This window comes from Wolbachia endosymbiont (group A) of Anthophora plumipes, assembly GCF_964028115.1.
GTDB lineage: Bacteria > Pseudomonadota > Alphaproteobacteria > Rickettsiales > Anaplasmataceae > Wolbachia.
In genome coordinates, this window is record NZ_OZ034756.1 from 737100 (window position 1) to 754028 (window position 16929).

Consider the following 16929-nt stretch of genomic DNA (forward strand, 5'->3'; position numbering starts at 1 on the left):
AAATGACAGCTTTTGTCCCTTTGATTATTTTTTTAATCTTGTACCTTGGAAGTGGTGCTTATTTTTCTTTTATCGGAACTGATAATCCACTTCATCAGGTTTCACCAGTAATCTGCTTGTTACCAGCGCTATTTTTTGCTGTCTCACGTGGTACAAATAAAATTCAGCATAACATCGATACTGTTATCAAGGGCATGGGTGACAAAAATACCCTTACTATGTGTTTAATTTTTTTATTTTCTGGAGCATTTTCTGCGGTTACTCAATCAATTGGTAGCGCAGACACTGTTGCTAATTTAATTCTTAATTTCCTTCCAGCAAGATTAATGCTGCCTGGAGTATTTTTGGCTTCTGCTTTTATTTCAACTGCAATTGGTACATCTATGGGAGTTGTTGCGCTGATGGTACCTATAGCTGTTAATCTGGCAAAAAGTGGAGCTTTTGGCCTTGAAATAGGAACTGCAGCTGTAGTAGGTGGTGCCGTGTTTGGTGACAACCTCTCAATGATATCTGATACCACCATTGCATCTGTTTCTTCACAGGGAGCTTCAGCAAAAGATAAACTTAAAATAAACTCTAAGGTTGCATTTACTGCAGGTATTATAACACTCACCTATCTGGCAGTGATTTCAAGTAGTACAAAAATTATTTCTATATCAAATTTAGATTATTATTCTATAATAAAAATTATTCCTTATATTTCTTTAATAATCATGGGGCTGCTTGAAGTCACCACTTTAGTAACAATAACTGTAAACATAATTATTGCTGGTGTGCTAGGAATAGCTTTTTTTGACTATGCCATCGTTCAATTTCCTCATGACGTGTACGACGGTTTCAAAAAAGTAAACGAAATAGTAATATTTGCTCTATTTATCGGTGGGTTGAGCCATATAATGTACAAACAAGGTCAAAAGGCGTTGCATAAACTCATCGATGAAAGCAATATCACAAAAACTAAAGCTGAATTTTTGATAGCAGGAATTGCGTCTATGTTTACTACCTTAGTTGCCAATAATACCATTGCTATTTTACTAAGTGGTGGCATTGCAAAAAGACTCGCACAGAAACACGATATTATACCATACCGCAGTGCATACTTATTAGATGTTTTTGCTTGTGCTACAAAAGGCATCTTACCTTATGGTTCTCAACTATTGCTGGCAGGTAGCATCGCCTTTGTATCACCTGTTTCTTTATTAACACAGGTATATTACTGCTTTATTTTAGCAGCAGTTACAATAGGCGAAATAATCATCAACAGCAGAAAAGAGAAACATCGTGCGGCTGCAACTTAGAGTTTCTCTTTTTTTTTACCCATAAGGAACGGAATTACTTGACAAACTCCGCCAGCCCCCTTATCATGAAACTGAAGGTATTCAGTTATCTTCATCTGTGCAGATTAAACAGCAAGAAAACAACGTGGTTGGCGTCTTATTTTTAATTTTTTGCACTATGTGCACCTTATGTCTTCACAATATTTCTAGGTTTTTACCTACACAAGCTGAAACGCGCTTATAAGTCGTTTAAGACAGTATAGTACACCAATTTGCAGGATTAGAGAGTGACAACTAGCTAACACGGGGTTTCTTTTGCCTTTTTTTCTGCTTAGTAAATTTCTTAAACATTTGCAGCGTAGGTTAGTTGCAATTAAAAGCAGCTAAATTGCAGTGTTTAAGACTTAAAAAACGCCAAATACTGAAAATAGACAATGACTAGGGCTTCTTTTGCCTTTTTTTTGCTTGGTAAATTTCTTAACGTTTGTAGCTAAAAGAGCCCAAGAGAGGTGTCATCCCGCTGCTTGTTAGCGGGATCTATGTTAAGAGATACCGCGAATGAATCGCGGTATGACGTAGGACTGCTGTCATCCCAGTGCCCAGACACTGGGATCTAGCTAAGTTAGTGAGTGTAAAAGTAGCCAACCTTACGTTAAAACACAACGTTCTTGATGAGATTGCATAAAAACTGGATTCCTTACATCATAGAGGCACTGCCATTATAGAGTGAACCAGTGTCAGCTACTCGGATGACACTCTCTTGGATGGAAACCAGTGTCAGCTACTTTCATGACACCTTGACAATCGTCATCCCGCTACGTGTTAGCGCCGCGGCGGTATGACGGTTAAGTAGGGTGTCATTCCAGTGCTTGACACAGTTGTCTAAGTGAGGAAAGTCACCAGTGGTTATATTATTGCTATATTTCTCACTTACCCAACAAACTTAGATTTTACACTAAACTGTGCTGCCACTAACTTTGCAACCGGTACTCTATAGGGTGAGCATGAAACATAATCCACCCCTGATTCGATGAGAAACTCTATAGATTTTGGATCTGCTCCATGCTCTCCACATATACCTAGTTTTATTTCTTTTCGGGTTTTTTTGCCTCTTTCAATGGCTATCTTGATTAACTCCCCTACCCCTTCGATGTCCAGCACTTCAAATGGATCATTGTCAAATATATTGCTTTCCTTATAAGAATCGAGGAAATTAACTGAATCATCTCTTGAAAGTCCCATGGTTGTTTGCGTTAAATCATTAGTGCCAAAACTAAAAAACTCTGCATGTTTTGCTAACTTATCAGCAATCAGTGCTGCTCTTGGTAGTTCTATCATCGTTCCAATTGAATAAGCCTTGTCTGATGTCATTCCAGCGCGTGACGCTGGAATCTGCGTCTGGATTCCAGCTGAGATGACAGAGGATTCTTTCTTTGCTAGCTCGCATATCAGAATAAATTCTTTCTCATTCATTATAAAAGGGATCATGATCTCAGGCTTGATTTCTACACTTTTTTCCTTTTTTAGCTCATTTGCAGCACTAAGTATTGCCCTAATCTGCATGCTATATATTTCAGGATGAGAAATGGCAAGTCTACAACCTCGATGGCCAAGCATTGGGTTCTTTTCTGACAACTGTGCTATTTTATTTTTTACTGATTCAACTGACTTACTAAGTGATTTGGCGATTTTTTCTATAGTAGACTGATTATTGGGTAAAAATTCATGTAAGGGTGGATCAAGCAACCGTATAGTGACTTCCCTACCCTCCATAATAGAAAATATTTCTTTGAAATCAGACTTTTGCATTTCTTCCAGTTTAATGAGCGCATTTGCCCTTTCATTTTCATCGTCAGCTATTATCAACTTTTGAATGAATTCGATTCTATCACTAGCGAAAAACATATGTTCTGTGCGACATAAGCCTATACCTTCTGCACCGAATTCTTTTGCAATTTTTGCATCTTTTGGAGTATCAGCGTTCGCTCTCACTTTGACCGTTTTGATTTCATCTATCCAGCTGATTATCGTTTTGAATTCTTGCGATAATTCAGGTGAAATTGTAGGAAGAATGCCAAGCATAACCTCCCCTGTTCCTCCGTTGATGGTAATTGGTTCACCTTTATTTACTTTTGTATCCCCCACAGAAAAGAAAGTTCCATCTTTATCGATATAAAGTCCACTTACACTGCAAATGCATGGCTTACCCATTCCACGGGTTACAACAGCAGCATGCGAGGTCATCCCTCCCCGTGCTGTTACTATGCCACTTGCAGCATTCATTCCATTAATATCTTCAGGACTCGTTTCTGACCTTACTAAAATCACTTTTTTACCCTGCTCTGCAGCTTTTTCAGCATCACTTGCACTAAACACTACATATCCAGAAGCAACCCCTGGAGAAGCCGGCAGTCCCTTCCCTATTACTTTTTGGTCACTCTTAACGTCAAGAACTGGATGCAATAAATTGTCAAAAGTTTTTGGATCAATTCTCAATATTCCTTCTTCTTTTGTAATCGTTCCTTCGTTTACCATATCAACTATTATGCGAATAGCAGCTTCAGCCGTGCGCTTGCCAGACCTAGTCTGCAAAATCCATAACTTACCGTCCTGCACAGTAAATTCGATATCCTGCATGTCTTTATAATGCCTTTCAAGTTTTTCACATACCACACATAATTCTCGGTAGACACTTGGCAGCAACTTCTCCATGGTGTTTTCTTGCTCTCCGTCAATTGGCATAGGAGTATAAACACCAGAAACCACATCCTCACCCTGAGCATTAACCAAAAACTCACCAAAAAGCTTTTTTTCTCCAGTTGAAGGATTTCGTGTAAATATCACACCAGTTGCAGAATTATCATTTAAATTACCGAAAACCATTGCTTGCACGTTGACCGCTGTTCCAAGGTTTTCAGGAATGTTATGTATTCTTCTATAGGAAACAGCCCTATCATTTTTCCAAGAGGTAAATACTGCATTAACTGAGTTTAACAATTGCTCTTCAACGTTCTGCGGAAAATGTTTTCCTGTTTTTTCATGTACTATCCTTTTGAAATTGTTAACAATTCTCTTTAAAACATCAACATCAAGATCAGCTAAGCTTTTTGCTCCACTCTTTTGCTGCTCATTATCAACAACATCTTGAAATAGGTGATGGTCAAGCTGTAGTACAACATTGGAGTACATCATGATGAAACGGCAGTAGCTATCATAGGCAAAACGTTCTCCACTTTTTTTTGCAAGCCCAATAACTGTTTCATCATTTAAACCAACATTTAAAATAGTATCAAGCATGCCTGGCATTGAACTAACACTACCAGAGCGTATTGAAACTAATAAGGGGTTATTTAAATCCCCGAATTTACAACCGATGTCATTTTCGAGCATCGCCATGTAGTTTTTAATCTCGTTACGTAGGTCGTTAGACAATTCATTATCCTGACAGTAGGCCTGACAAACAGAGGTGGAAATTGTGAAACCAGGTGGAACAGGAATGCCAACATTGCACATTTCTGCTAAATTTGCTCCCTTTCCTCCCAGCAGATTTTTCATTTCTGCATTGCCTTCGCATTTACCCTGGCTAAAGTAATGTATTAACTTTTCCCCCATCATTTTCTCCGGATTTTCACTGATAAACACATTGTACATATAGTTCCAATAAACCTGTGAGGACTTGAAACCTTAGGATAATAAATTTTACAAAATTTGGCAACAACGTTCCTTCTGGCAACATCAGTAAAGTTAACAAAAAAGATGACAAATTATTATCAATAAGAATATATAATATAAAGATATATTTAAAAATTTTTTATGGCTCTTTCTAAGTTTTTCAACCCTAAGAATAATGGTGTGCTGCAGTAACAAACAAAGTAATGTTTGTTTTATTGAAAATGAAGGAAGGCCCTTCGAAATCGGGTTTCAGGAGCAACCACCCTAAGTGGCTCTATTTAAGAGATAGGGTTAATTTCTCTATGAGCAGCTACAATTTAAAGACCTTGCTTCATCAATGTAATGGAACAAAACCTTTTTAGTAAGTTCAAAACCTTCTAAGGTATCTCCTTCGCATCTTGCTGTAATGCAGTTTTGTGTATTTGATGCTCTAAGGAGCCACCAACCTTTATTATCGTTATCATTTACCTTAACACCGTCAAGATCTGAAAATACAATATTTTGCTGCTCTAGTGTTTTCTTTATTGATTCAATTATTTGAAATTTTTTCTCATCTTTAACTACAATCTTTACTTCATGAGTGATATATAACTTCGGTAAATCCTCAATCACCTGAGATAGGCTTTGGTTTTTCTTAAGCAAAATGTCAGCTGCTTTAACAGCAGAATATAGCCCATCATCAAAACCTAGCTCAGAAAAGAAGAAGTGCCCGCTTAACTCACCAGCAAACTTTGCCTCTTCCTCTACCATCTTCTTCTTAACTAGTGAATGTCCAGTAGCGCAGGTAATAACTTGCCCTCCTAACTTACTAACAAAATCATGCACCTTCATACTCATTTTTACGTTGGCAATAACTTTGCTTTCTGGATATTCCTCCAGCACTTCACGTGCAAAAATTATAAATAAATGGTCATTGGAAACAACGTTGCCTTTATTATCAATTAAGCGCACCCTATCGCTATCGCCATCTAGCGCAATGCCAAGATCACATCCATATTCCTTCACAATGTCAATTAATTGAGCGAGATTTTTTTCCTCTATGGGATCTGGATCATGCAGTGGAAATGCCCCATCTATAGAGTTATTGGTTACGATATGCGTATGACCAGGCAAGATCTTTTCAATACACCTTATAATTCCACTTGCTGGACTATTTCCACAATCCCAGGCTATTTTTAATTTCTGTGTAGTATTATTCTTCACTGCACTTTTTAATATGCGAATGTACTCACTATATATATTTATGTTAATTAAGCTTCCAATTCTTGTACTGTTTTTAATTGGACTGCTTATAATTTCCTTTATCTCTTGATCTGAGAAGACTTTTTTATTACTAAAAAATTTAAAGCCATTATATTCGCTGGGGTTATGAGAGGCAGTTATTATGATACCAAGATCCGCCTGCGTGATTTGCGTTGCAGCGTAGAGCATAGGTGACGAGCATAGTCCAACACGTATAACATTTGCTCCAGATAAAGTTAAGCCCCTAATTAATTCTCTTTCTATACTTGGTGAATCTATCCTGCTGTCGTAGCTGACACAAACACTAGCTACGGTTTGGCCAAACTTTCTACCTATCTCGTACCCATCATTAATCTGCAAATCTTTGCCTACTATACCTCTAATATCGTATTTTCTTATAATGCTATTGTCCATACTGCACTGCTTAAGGAGTAACTACTATATAGCATAGTGGACAAGTGCTCAAGTTTATTTACTCAACGATTAGTTGATTTTTTAAAAAAATCTGTTAATATTATAGTATACTTTTTAAAGATGCAAAATTATGCCACAGGAAAACGAAAATGTATTTATAGCTGAGAATCAAAGTCTAAATGTAGATGAACAGAAGAAAAATGATATTCTAAGTGTCATTGAATCTTGCAACGATCTTCAGGATTTTATTAAAAGACTGGAGGAAGAAAATTTAATCTGGTACTTTATTGGTCCTTTACGCAAAGATGAGGACATTACAGGACAGATAAATTTAAAGTGGGAAAAGGAGTTCCAAAAATTTGAGCAATCAATAGACGCAATGCATAAAGAACTTAAGTCGTCTCTGCCTGGTCAAAATTTCTTAGCGTATTCAACAAAAGATAACGACTTCAAAATTAGATTTGAAAATGAAGAAAAACCAATAGAAATTAGCAATATTTTAAGAGCCAGCAGAGAAGGTAAGGTTTATAACATATCTTTAGAGAAAGATAGTCAAATAACTGCGACCAAAAAAGGCAGCGAAAGGCACTATGATTTTACTGGTTCAAGCTCATGTGAAATGACCATTAACTGGCAGGCTAAAGATTCTGAAGGCAACAGCATAGACTGTAGCATGATCGTAAAATTGGATTCTAGTGGTATACAAAGTGTCATTGGTGAGCCAAAGTTTGGTGATTTAAAGTTCACACCAGAGGAAACAAAAGATAAAATATTAAAATTAGTTGAGCAGAATAAAGAAGTTTTTATCAATGGAAAAACTCTGCATCAAGCTTTTACTGACATGTCCAGGAGTGTAGACGATCAGCAAGTACCAGCAGAGGAAATATTTACAAAAGATCCACATATATCACCACAGTCACCTACACCAAGCAGCAGTGGGTATTCCTCTCCTAGCACACCTTCTTCACGTAGAAGTTCTTTCTCTAGTGTTAGTGAATTTAGTGATGAAGATGAAATACTTGAGGATGATATGTCTAGTGATGAAGAAGAGCATGAACAAGAAGGAGCAAAAGGTGAAGTAGACGAAATTGAGGAATTAGAGAAAGAAAAAGAAACATTTGCTAAATATTTTGCAGCGCAGGCAAAGCAGCTTGAGGATCTAAGATTAGAACGTGACTCCTTGAGAGATAAAGTTAATGAACAACAGCGAGCGATATTTGAAAGAGATCAAAGAATAAAGGAGCAAGGTACTTTAATTGAGTCGCTTATGAGTAAAGAGCAATTAAAGAATCAAGAGTTAGTTAAGGAATTAAATCAACTGTACAAAGAAAAAGAAGATTTAGAAATGGCAATTCAGCAATCTGGTATAGGTAAAAAGTCTCTTGCAGATGAGATAGAAGAAGTGGAGAAAAATGAGAAAATAGAGAGTTTGAGAAAAGAAATTAAGCAGAAGGATGAAAAGATACAGCAGATAGTAAGAGAGAGCCAGAAATTAGAAGGAAAGCTTCAAGATTTAAGGGCAAAGTATTCGGAAGTAAAAAACGAAGATAGTGAGTATATTGAAAATTTAACCCGTAAACTAAAACAAGCTGAGATTGAATTTATCGATAATAAAGATAAGCTGACTGAGCAAATAGAAAAATTGGCAGAAGAAAAGGAAAATTTATTTAGACAATTAAGAGCAAAAAGTACAGATTCAACATCGTTCAGAAAGCAACAATCAGAAATAGATAAGCTTAAACAACAGCTTAAGGAAAAGGAAGGGATGTTAACGTGTACACAGGAAGAGCTGGCATCTGTCAAAGAGAGTCTAGAGCAGCTGCAGAACATATTACAGCAGGAAAAAGGTCAGGCAACTCAAACTGAAGTTGAATATGAAAGTAGAGGAACAAGCATGCAGCAGCAAGACCAAGGTACACAAGCTGTAAACAACAACTCAAGCAGAATAGCTAGTGGGTTAAGACAAGAAAACAAAAAATTGACTAGAGACAAACTAACTATATCTGAACAATTAAAACAAAAAATAAGAGAGATTGACGAGTTAAAGAAAAATTTAAAGCAATTACAAGAAGAAAATAAACAACTAAAACAAGAAGTTACTAAAAATGCAGGAGTTGATACACCATCTTCAACAGGTCAAAAAGAAGCTAAAGAAGCAGAAGTTATACCGCAAAACATTATGGATTGGCCTGTTCCAATTCCAGACGATAAACCGGAAGAGCAGAAAACTCCATTAGAGCCAATCAAGGTAAATACAGAATTATCAGATCCAAAATCAATCCCCGCTGAGGATCCAGAAAAATCTCCTCCTCTTTCAAAAGGATGAGTTTTGCTTCTATTGTTAACTATAGCTAAGACGTCGTACCGCCATGGCGCTAACACGTAGCAGGATGACGAGGTTATCGTCATTCCGCCGCGAACCGTCACACTGTCGCGGTATCTCACATAGATCCCGCTAACAAGCAGCGGGATGACAGCAATCCTACGTCATACCGCGATTCATTCGCGGTATCTCATCCGCTAACACGTAGCGGGATGACGATTGTCAAGGTATCATCCGAGTAGCTTGACTACTTGGATCCAGAAAACTTAACTTTAAATAAGTGGCTGCATAATAAAGACCAGATTCCAGCGTCACGCGCTGGAATGACACCATTTTCGGTCTCTTAAATTGCTTTAGCTACAAACATTAAGAAATTTACCAAGCAGAAAAAAAAGGCAAAAGAAGCCCCGTGGTGCGAGTTTTGACTCTATATTACTGTAAGTGGCGCTGTAATAATGTGCTAACGCTTAAAATAAGCGCGATTTGGCTGAATGTAGAAAAAATAAAAAAGACATGCAGCCGCTATAATTTTATGTAATCCGCCAATAAATACCCTGAGTTTTTTACTGAATTTTGTCATTGAGCCTGCAGGTCAAAAACAATGAGTCATAAATACCCTTACTACTACAATAAGGGGGCTGGCGGAGTTTGTCAAGCAAGTTTTTTCGTTTCTATGGGTTAGTTGGTACGCGCTTTGCCTTTGAGCAGATGTAAAAGCACAATTATTACGAATAACATTCCACCAACAACTGATATAGCGCCACCTATAATGAAGCACGTGCGTGCCAACATTGATGAAATGCTTGGCAAATCTGCAACTTTTCTTAAGGCACCATATCCACCAAGCCATACAAGTCCAGTAATATGGAGAAAATGCCCCACACTGTACGCATAAATCTGTAATCTTACCATGGAACTTTTTACCTCTTTAAAGTTTAATTTAGGTAACAGCCAATAAATGAAATTCATAAAAGCTATAGTGATCCCAACTACAGAACCATGATAATGAGCGGGAATGGTGACATTTCCTTCAATAGTCAGCACTCCAAGCACATCTCCATAAATGAACAATAAAAATGAATGTAATAAATAGTTGCTTTTATCATTAGTAAAAGTCCTGATGTTGCAGCACACTAATATTATCAAAAAGCACGGCAAAACTGCTCCAGCAATCCTCATATGCCAAGTAAAAAACTGTATTAACTTGGCGCTATCAATTGGATAAACAAAATATATAAACGATGCACCCATAGCCAAAATTGTGTTTATAAATAGTGGTAAAATAGTAATTTTATTGCTTGAAGCTAAACTAGCATCGCTTAACATTATTAAATAGACTAAAAACATTCCTTGAGTAAAAGCAAACTGCAATAAATGTCCGCCTCCCCAAAAGAGATATTCGTAAAACAAATTCTTATCTGAGTGATATAGACCTGGAGGCATATTTTGATATGCTAAAACAAAGCAAAGAAATGACGAAACAAGTGTAATAACCAGCCCAACTTGCCCCACAGAGAGAAATGAAACCTCTTTTTTTGATGTGTATGCTAGCATTGCATTTACTAATATACTGGTGGTAAACAAACCAAGACCAAATAAGAATAATTTGTTTTGTAACACGGGAATATAGTTACTTTTGATAACTTCAGTGTTTGGAACGAATGCGGATATAAACATGAGCAGCATCGAAAGGGTTGATAGAACCCATGAAAAGTTAAACCAATTATTGGTATTTTGTAGGTTTATAATAAAAAGCAGAGATATTATAGAGCACATCCACACCAAAATTGACAAATTCACGTGTATCACCAGCGCATTATCAAAGATATATTGTGCAGAAGGAACGAGAGAGGAGATAAAAGGCAATCGTAAAAAAATAACAATTATTGACAGTAACCCAGAGCAAGCAAGAGCACATACTGCTAAGAATATCCACTGTTTGCAAAGTGTAGCGTTATTTTGTATGTTGAGCACGGTCATTTTCTCTTTTTATTTTTGATTGATAAAGTATTATAATATAAAGCGCTATAAATTTTTCAAATTAATTGGCATTGATGAATAATATCACAGCAAAGCAGGTCATATCCTTATGGAATGCACAAGTTGGTGGATTTTTGCCGGATAAAAGAGAAATGGAGATTGTATAATATCTTCTTAATCTAATGCTTCAATGTTTCCGACATAGGAAAAGTATCATCTTTATTTTCTATAGAGGAAGACACACTATTTTGATTATCATCACCATCAATTGGAGTAGTAGGGTGCATTAAAGCAACTTTCATAACTTCATCAATATTCTTAGCAAAAACTACGTTGATCCCCTCTTTGATGCTTGCAGGAATCTCTTGCATATCTTTCTCATTTTCACTTGGTATAATCACAGTTTTGATTGATCCTCTGAGCGCTGCAAGTAACTTTTCTCTTAAGCCCCCAATAGCTAAAACTCTACCACGCAATGTCACTTCGCCTGTCATAGCAACATTTTTGTTAACTGGTATATTTGTCATAAGAGAAACAATAGACGTACATACCGCGCCGCCAGCAGAAGGGCCATCTTTTGGTACAGCACCCTCAGGTACATGCAAATGTATATCATTATTTTGGAATTTTTCGGGCTTTATACCAAAAAACAAACAATTTGATCGAATATAACTATACGCAGCTTTTATAGATTCTTGCATAACCTCTCCAAGCTTTCCTGTGTATTTTATTTCTCCCTTGCCCGGAATTAGGACTGATTCTATCATCAAAATATCACCACCTGTTTCAGTATAGGCAAGCCCAGTTACTACTCCCACTAAACTCTCATTTTCTGCAATACCAAAGGTATATTTACGTACCCCTAAATAATCTTGTAAATTGTCAACCCCTACGGATATTTTCTTATTTTTATCAGTCAATATTTCTTTAACTGCCTTTCTCATGAGCTTTGCAAGCTCCCTTTCCATACTCCGCACACCACTTTCACGTGTATATAAACGTATCAACTTGTATAACGCCTCATTAGTTATGTCCCATTCCTTCTGATACAAACCATGCTCCTTCTTTAACTTCGGAATAAGGTGGTGTGTAGCAATACTGATTTTTTCATCTTCAGTATACCCGGACAATTGTATAATTTCCATCCTATCACGCAAAGGATGTGGCAAATTTAAGCTGTTTGCCGTAGCTACAAACATTACACTTGAAAGATCAAACTCAACTTCCAAGTAATGATCCGTAAAGTGTTTATTGTGCTCAGTATCTAAAACCTCAAGTAATGCAGATGCAGGATCGCCACGCGAATCAGAACCCATCTTATCTATTTCATCAAGCAGAAAAAGCGGGTTGCATGAATTAGCTTTTTTCATATGTTGAATAATTTTACCAGGCATTGAGCCAATATAAGTTTTCCTATGCCCTCGTATCTCGGACTCATCACGCACACCACCAAGAGCTATGCGAACAAAATCTCTTCCTACTGCTCCTGCCATAGACTTAGCTAAAGAAGTTTTACCAACACCTGGCGGTCCAACCAAGCAAAGTATAGGACCTTTTATCTCTTTTACTCTTTTTAATACTGCTAAAAATTCTATTATCCTATCTTTTACTTTCTCTATGCCATAATGATTTTCATCTAAGATTTTCTTAGCTGCATTTAAGTTAATTTTTGCATCTTTGTACTTTCCCCACGGCAAATCAAGTAACCAATGCAAGTAACTAGATATAACTGTAGCTTCAGGAGAAATGGGATTCATTTTCTTGTATCTCTTCAAATCAGTTATAGCTTTCTCTCTTGCTTCCTGGGAAAGCTTTGTTTCATTTATCTTTTTTTCAAATTCATTGAGTATATTCCCTTCATCACCATTCTCAAATTCATCTAATTCTTTCTGTATAGCTTTCAATTGCTCGTTAAGGTAGTAAACTTTCTGAGTGCTTTCAACTTGCGATTTAATTGTCTTATATAAACGGTTTTGTGCGTTCAAAATACTTATTTCTCCCTCAATAAAAGCAAAAGCTTTTTTTAAACGCTCTTTTGGGTCATAAGCCTCAAGTATGCTTTGTTTATCCGATACTTTTATATTTAAATGTGAAGCTACCGTGTCTACAAGTTGATCAACTTCTTTGATTTGATCAATGGGGTTAATGGCAACTTCAGGCTGATTTTTCTTGTTTAGCTTACACCAGCTATCGAACGCGTCTATAACAGATCGCCTTAAAGCTTCTAAATCAATATTGTCTTCATCTTCTTTATAATGATTGTCTAACTCTACCCTGGCTTGTAATAAAGTATGAGAGCTAATATATTCTACAACTCTTCCCCTTCTTATCCCCCGGATTATAACTTTTACTGCATTGTCAGGCAATTTTATTAATGGTTGTATAATGTTTGCTAACACACCTACTTCATAAAGATCTTCTGGCTCCGGATTATCAACAGAGCCATCTTTCTGTGCTACAAGAAAAATCTCATTTTGGTGACTACTACTACTTGTTGCATATTCTAGTGCATTAACAGATTTTTCTCTGCCTATGAATAAAGGCACCATTATATTTGGAAAAATTACTACATCTCTTAAAGGTAATACTGGCAATGCAGTAAAACTAGAGCTCACAGCACGTTCAATGTTCATAATATATGCCTCAAATTAATCATTAACCGTTATAACATTGCCATTATTATTATGATTAACCGTTGCTTTTCCTAATTCTACCATTTTCTTAGTGATTACTATAGTGCTACCTTCAAAATCTCCGTTTCCAGCTGTATACATAACGTCAAGCAAAAGTGACTCCAAGATAGCACGTAACATTCTTGCACCTGTTTTATAGCTTATAGCCTTTTTAGCAATAGCTGATATTGCTTCATCTGAAAACTCAAGGTTTACTTTGCTAAACGCAAGCAATGCTTTGTACTGTTTTATTAGTGCATTCCTTGGCTCTGTCAACACATGTATTAAATCTTCATGATCCAACTCATCTAAAACAGCAGTTATTGGAACCCGCCCTACAAATTCGGGTATTAAACCGAATTTGATTAAATCTTCAGGTTGAACATCATGTAAAGCATTCTTTTTCTTTTGCTCTTTAGACTGACTTATATCTGCTCCAAAGCCAACTGACGTTCCCTTTTTTCTCGCTTCAATAATCTTATCGAGGCCTTCAAAAGCTCCTCCACAAATAAATAGTATGTTACTAGTATCCACTTGTATAAACTCTTGTTGTGGGTGTTTTCGCCCTCCTTGTGGCGGAACATAAGCAGCTGTACCCTCCATAATCTTAAGCAGAGCTTGCTGGACCCCTTCACCTGAAACGTCACGGGTTATTGAAGTGCTTTCAGATTTTCTTGTAATCTTGTCTATTTCATCTATAAACACTATACCACGCTGTGCTTTTGCAACGTCATAATTTGCAGCTTGTAATAAACGCGACAACACGCTTTCTACATCATCACCCACATAACCTGCCTCAGTTAAAGTTGTCGCATCAGCCATAGCAAATGGCACATCTGAAACTTTAGCAAGTGTTTTGGCTAGCAAAGTCTTACCAGAACCAGTGGGACCAATAAGCATTATATTTGACTTCTCGATTTCAATATCACTTATAGCATGAAATTGTACCATGGATTGACAATGGTTATACATAGCTACAGATAAAACGTGTTGCGCGTGTTCTTGACCTACAACATGCTTGCTGAGAAAATTTTTTATATCCTCAGGTTTCTTTAGTAATAGCTTCATATCAGATATACGATCTGAATTAAAAGATCTATCTTTCTTTTGACTTATTGCTTTATGGGATAATTCTATGCACTCATTACAAATAAACACCTTTAAACCATCCGAGGAGTTAGTAATCAATTTATCTACTTCATCTTGCGCCTTGTTGCAAAAAGAACAGTAGTGTAAATCATTATTGTTATCCATTAACCCACCTTTTGTTTAACTTTAATATTTTCAATTTCAATATCTGTACGCTCAGCTATCACCCTGTCAATTAAGCCAATTTTCCTTGCTTCTTCAGGATCCATGAATTTATCTCTTTCCATCATTCCTTCAATTTTCTTCAGTGAATTTCCAGTATGTTTTTCATAAATTTGATTTAGTTTTTTCTTAACTCGCAAAATTTCATTAGCATGTATTTCTATATCAGTTGCTTGACCATGATAACCACCAGATGGCTGATGTATCATAATTCTTGAATGAGGTAGAGAGTAGCGCTTACCTTTTGTACCAGATGCAAGCAATAAGGAACCCATAGACGCAGCTTGACCTATACATAAAGTTGAAACGTCTGGGTTTATATACTGCATTGTATCGTAGATCGACAAACCAGCAGTTACAACACCACCTGGTGAGTTGATGTACATACAAATGTCTTTATCGGGATTTTCCGATTCTAAAAATAAAAGCTGTGCTACTATTACACTGGCCATGTTGTCCTCAATAGGACCTGTTACGAAAATTATTCTTTCTTTCACTAGTCTTGAATATATGTCATAAGCGCGCTCACCGCGACTAGTTTGTTCAACTACAATTGGTATAAGAGTCATACCTTTTCCTATTAAATATTACCAAACAATTCCTTTAATTCTTTCACAGAAATAATCTGCTCTTCTTTACTAACTTTTTCTATTATATAATCTGTCACTTTATACTCAAGCGCTTGCCCTCTAACTAATTCTTGAAATTGTTTATTTGATTCAAAATGCTTAAGTACTCTGTCAAACGGTACATCCTTACTGACATATTGATTTACAATAACATTCAAAACATCATTTTGAGTTAATGATATTTTATTTTCTGCACTAAATTTCATAAATAACATAGCAAGCTTTACACGTTTTTCAGCTTCTTTACAAGAATCATTTTGAGCACCCAGTTCTCCTTCCATTCTTTGTTGCTCCTGTTTTACTATGTCTGTGGGTAAATCAAAACTATAATTAGCATCCAAATAATCAAATAGCTCCTTTTTAATTAAGAGATTTCTCATTTCGGTGCACTGATCACCAATCATTTTTTTTGCATGACTTATTAGCAAAGAATAATCTTTAAAACCAATACTCTTAGCTATTTCATCATCATTTTCAAAATCTTTGGCAATTTGAATCTCATTAACTCGCACAGAAAAATCAGCTTCCTGTCCTGCAAGGGAAATGGCTTGGTAATTTTCAGGAAATTGCAACTTAAAGTCCTTTGTTTCTCCCTTTTTCATACCAGTTAATTGGTCTTCAAAACCATTAATAAATGTGCCAGACCCTAAATTAACGGCAAAATTTTTGCTACTTCCACCCTGAAAGAGCTTATTCCTAATCCGCCCTTCAAAATCAATTATCAATTTATCCCCATCTTTCGCTTGATAAGAAGCATCATCAACAGAGGCGAAATTGGGGAACTTTGTTTTAATAGAATCAATAAATTCTTTTATATCTTCCTCTTCAATCTTTGCTTCAATTTTCTTTAAGTTTATTTTGTCAAGATCTATCATCGGTACTTCAGGCATCGACTCAAAAGATAGCTTGTATACAAAATTGCCCTCCTCATTTTCTTTGCCCAGATCTGGTAATGATATAACATCAACCTTAGGATAAATGTGAGACTTGACTTCAATTTTTTTCATCAAATCACTTGAGCAATAATCAATTGTATTATTTATCACATATTCCAAAGCTTCGTTTTTATAATTTGCAACAACAAGGTCATAGGGCATCTTTCCAGCCCTAAACCCAGGTGATTTTGCATTTTCTGCTATCTCTTGCAACCTGGAATTTACCTTTTGTTTTATATAATCACTACCAACTGTGATTTCATACTCATACTTTAGTTTATCTATACTAAGCTCTTTGTAGGTATATACGCTACTTACTTCGACTGTATTTTGAGGTATATTATTAGACATCATAATTCATTTATTAACATTTTAATTCATATCTTAATAGAGTCATTTTACCAGAATTTAAGTTAAACACAATCCTTAAGAACAGGTTTTTATACAAACAAAAGTGTATTCAGTGATTATAAA

Annotated in this window: 9 protein-coding genes; 2 read left to right on the top strand and 7 right to left on the bottom strand. The window is 36.2% G+C overall.

Annotated features, from left to right (window positions below; all coding sequences use genetic code 11):
* Window positions 1-2: 2 nt before the first annotated feature.
* On the top strand, window positions 3-1298 hold the full coding sequence (locus ABWU75_RS03860) for a Na+/H+ antiporter NhaC family protein (protein ID WP_353287067.1): 1296 nt from the start codon (window positions 3-5) through the stop codon (window positions 1296-1298).
* Window positions 1299-2207: 909 nt separating this feature from the next.
* On the opposite strand, the gene ppdK is transcribed toward ABWU75_RS03860, so the two are convergent.
* Both ppdK and ABWU75_RS03870 read right to left on the bottom strand, forming a co-directional pair.
* Entirely contained in the window at window positions 2208-4889 is a 2682-nt protein-coding gene (gene ppdK / locus ABWU75_RS03865) for a pyruvate, phosphate dikinase (RefSeq protein ID WP_353287068.1), read from the bottom strand.
* Window positions 4890-5249: 360 nt separating this feature from the next.
* A complete protein-coding gene (locus ABWU75_RS03870; protein WP_353286649.1) occupies window positions 5250-6605 on the bottom strand; it encodes a phosphomannomutase/phosphoglucomutase in 1356 nt (451 codons plus the stop codon).
* Window positions 6606-6735: 130 nt separating this feature from the next.
* Between ABWU75_RS03870 and ABWU75_RS03875 the strand changes: the two genes are divergently transcribed.
* Window positions 6736-8931: a hypothetical protein gene (locus ABWU75_RS03875; protein WP_353286650.1), complete on the top strand. Its 2196-nt coding sequence runs from the start codon at window positions 6736-6738 to the stop codon at window positions 8929-8931.
* A 675-nt stretch (window positions 8932-9606) separates the two neighbouring features.
* Here the strand turns inward: ABWU75_RS03875 and ABWU75_RS03885 are convergent.
* The 5 genes from ABWU75_RS03885 to tig all read right to left on the bottom strand — a co-directional run bounded on the left by ABWU75_RS03885 (window position 9607) and on the right by tig (window position 16806).
* Window positions 9607-10902 (bottom strand): cbb3-type cytochrome c oxidase subunit I, encoded by a 1296-nt coding sequence (locus ABWU75_RS03885; RefSeq protein WP_319803082.1) that lies wholly within the window; start codon window positions 10900-10902, stop codon window positions 9607-9609.
* Between the two features lie 185 nt (window positions 10903-11087).
* Window positions 11088-13541 carry an endopeptidase La gene (gene lon / locus ABWU75_RS03890; RefSeq protein WP_264731340.1) on the bottom strand — a complete coding sequence of 818 codons (2454 nt, stop codon included), beginning with the start codon at window positions 13539-13541 and terminating at the stop codon, window positions 11088-11090.
* 15 nt (window positions 13542-13556) lie between these two features.
* The gene (gene clpX, locus ABWU75_RS03895) at window positions 13557-14834 is read right to left on the bottom strand and encodes an ATP-dependent Clp protease ATP-binding subunit ClpX (RefSeq protein ID WP_353286652.1); all 1278 of its coding nucleotides are present in this window, start codon (window positions 14832-14834) and stop codon (window positions 13557-13559) included.
* Complete coding sequence (gene clpP / locus ABWU75_RS03900) at window positions 14834-15460, bottom strand: ATP-dependent Clp endopeptidase proteolytic subunit ClpP (RefSeq protein ID WP_164225183.1); 627 nt, start codon at window positions 15458-15460, stop codon at window positions 14834-14836. Before clpP ends, clpX begins: the two co-directional genes overlap by 1 nt.
* A gap of 11 nt (window positions 15461-15471) precedes the next feature.
* Window positions 15472-16806, bottom strand: a complete 1335-nt coding sequence (tig, locus tag ABWU75_RS03905; protein WP_264731343.1) for a trigger factor — start codon at window positions 16804-16806, stop codon at window positions 15472-15474.
* Between the last annotated feature and the right edge of the window lie 123 nt (window positions 16807-16929).

What these genes read in the sequence shown, in the direction of transcription:
- ABWU75_RS03860 (WP_353287067.1), top strand. Translation starts at nt 3, where the DNA reads ATGACAGCTTTTGTCCCTTTGATTATTTTTTTAATCTTGTACCTTGGA.
- ppdK (WP_353287068.1), bottom strand. Translation starts at nt 4,889, where the DNA reads ATGGGGGAAAAGTTAATACATTACTTTAGCCAGGGTAAATGCGAAGGC.
- ABWU75_RS03870 (WP_353286649.1), bottom strand. Translation starts at nt 6,605, where the DNA reads ATGGACAATAGCATTATAAGAAAATACGATATTAGAGGTATAGTAGGC.
- ABWU75_RS03875 (WP_353286650.1), top strand. Translation starts at nt 6,736, where the DNA reads ATGCCACAGGAAAACGAAAATGTATTTATAGCTGAGAATCAAAGTCTA.
- lon (WP_264731340.1), bottom strand. Translation starts at nt 13,541, where the DNA reads ATGAACATTGAACGTGCTGTGAGCTCTAGTTTTACTGCATTGCCAGTA.
- clpX (WP_353286652.1), bottom strand. Translation starts at nt 14,834, where the DNA reads ATGGATAACAATAATGATTTACACTACTGTTCTTTTTGCAACAAGGCG.
- clpP (WP_164225183.1), bottom strand. Translation starts at nt 15,460, where the DNA reads ATGACTCTTATACCAATTGTAGTTGAACAAACTAGTCGCGGTGAGCGC.
- tig (WP_264731343.1), bottom strand. Translation starts at nt 16,806, where the DNA reads ATGTCTAATAATATACCTCAAAATACAGTCGAAGTAAGTAGCGTATAT.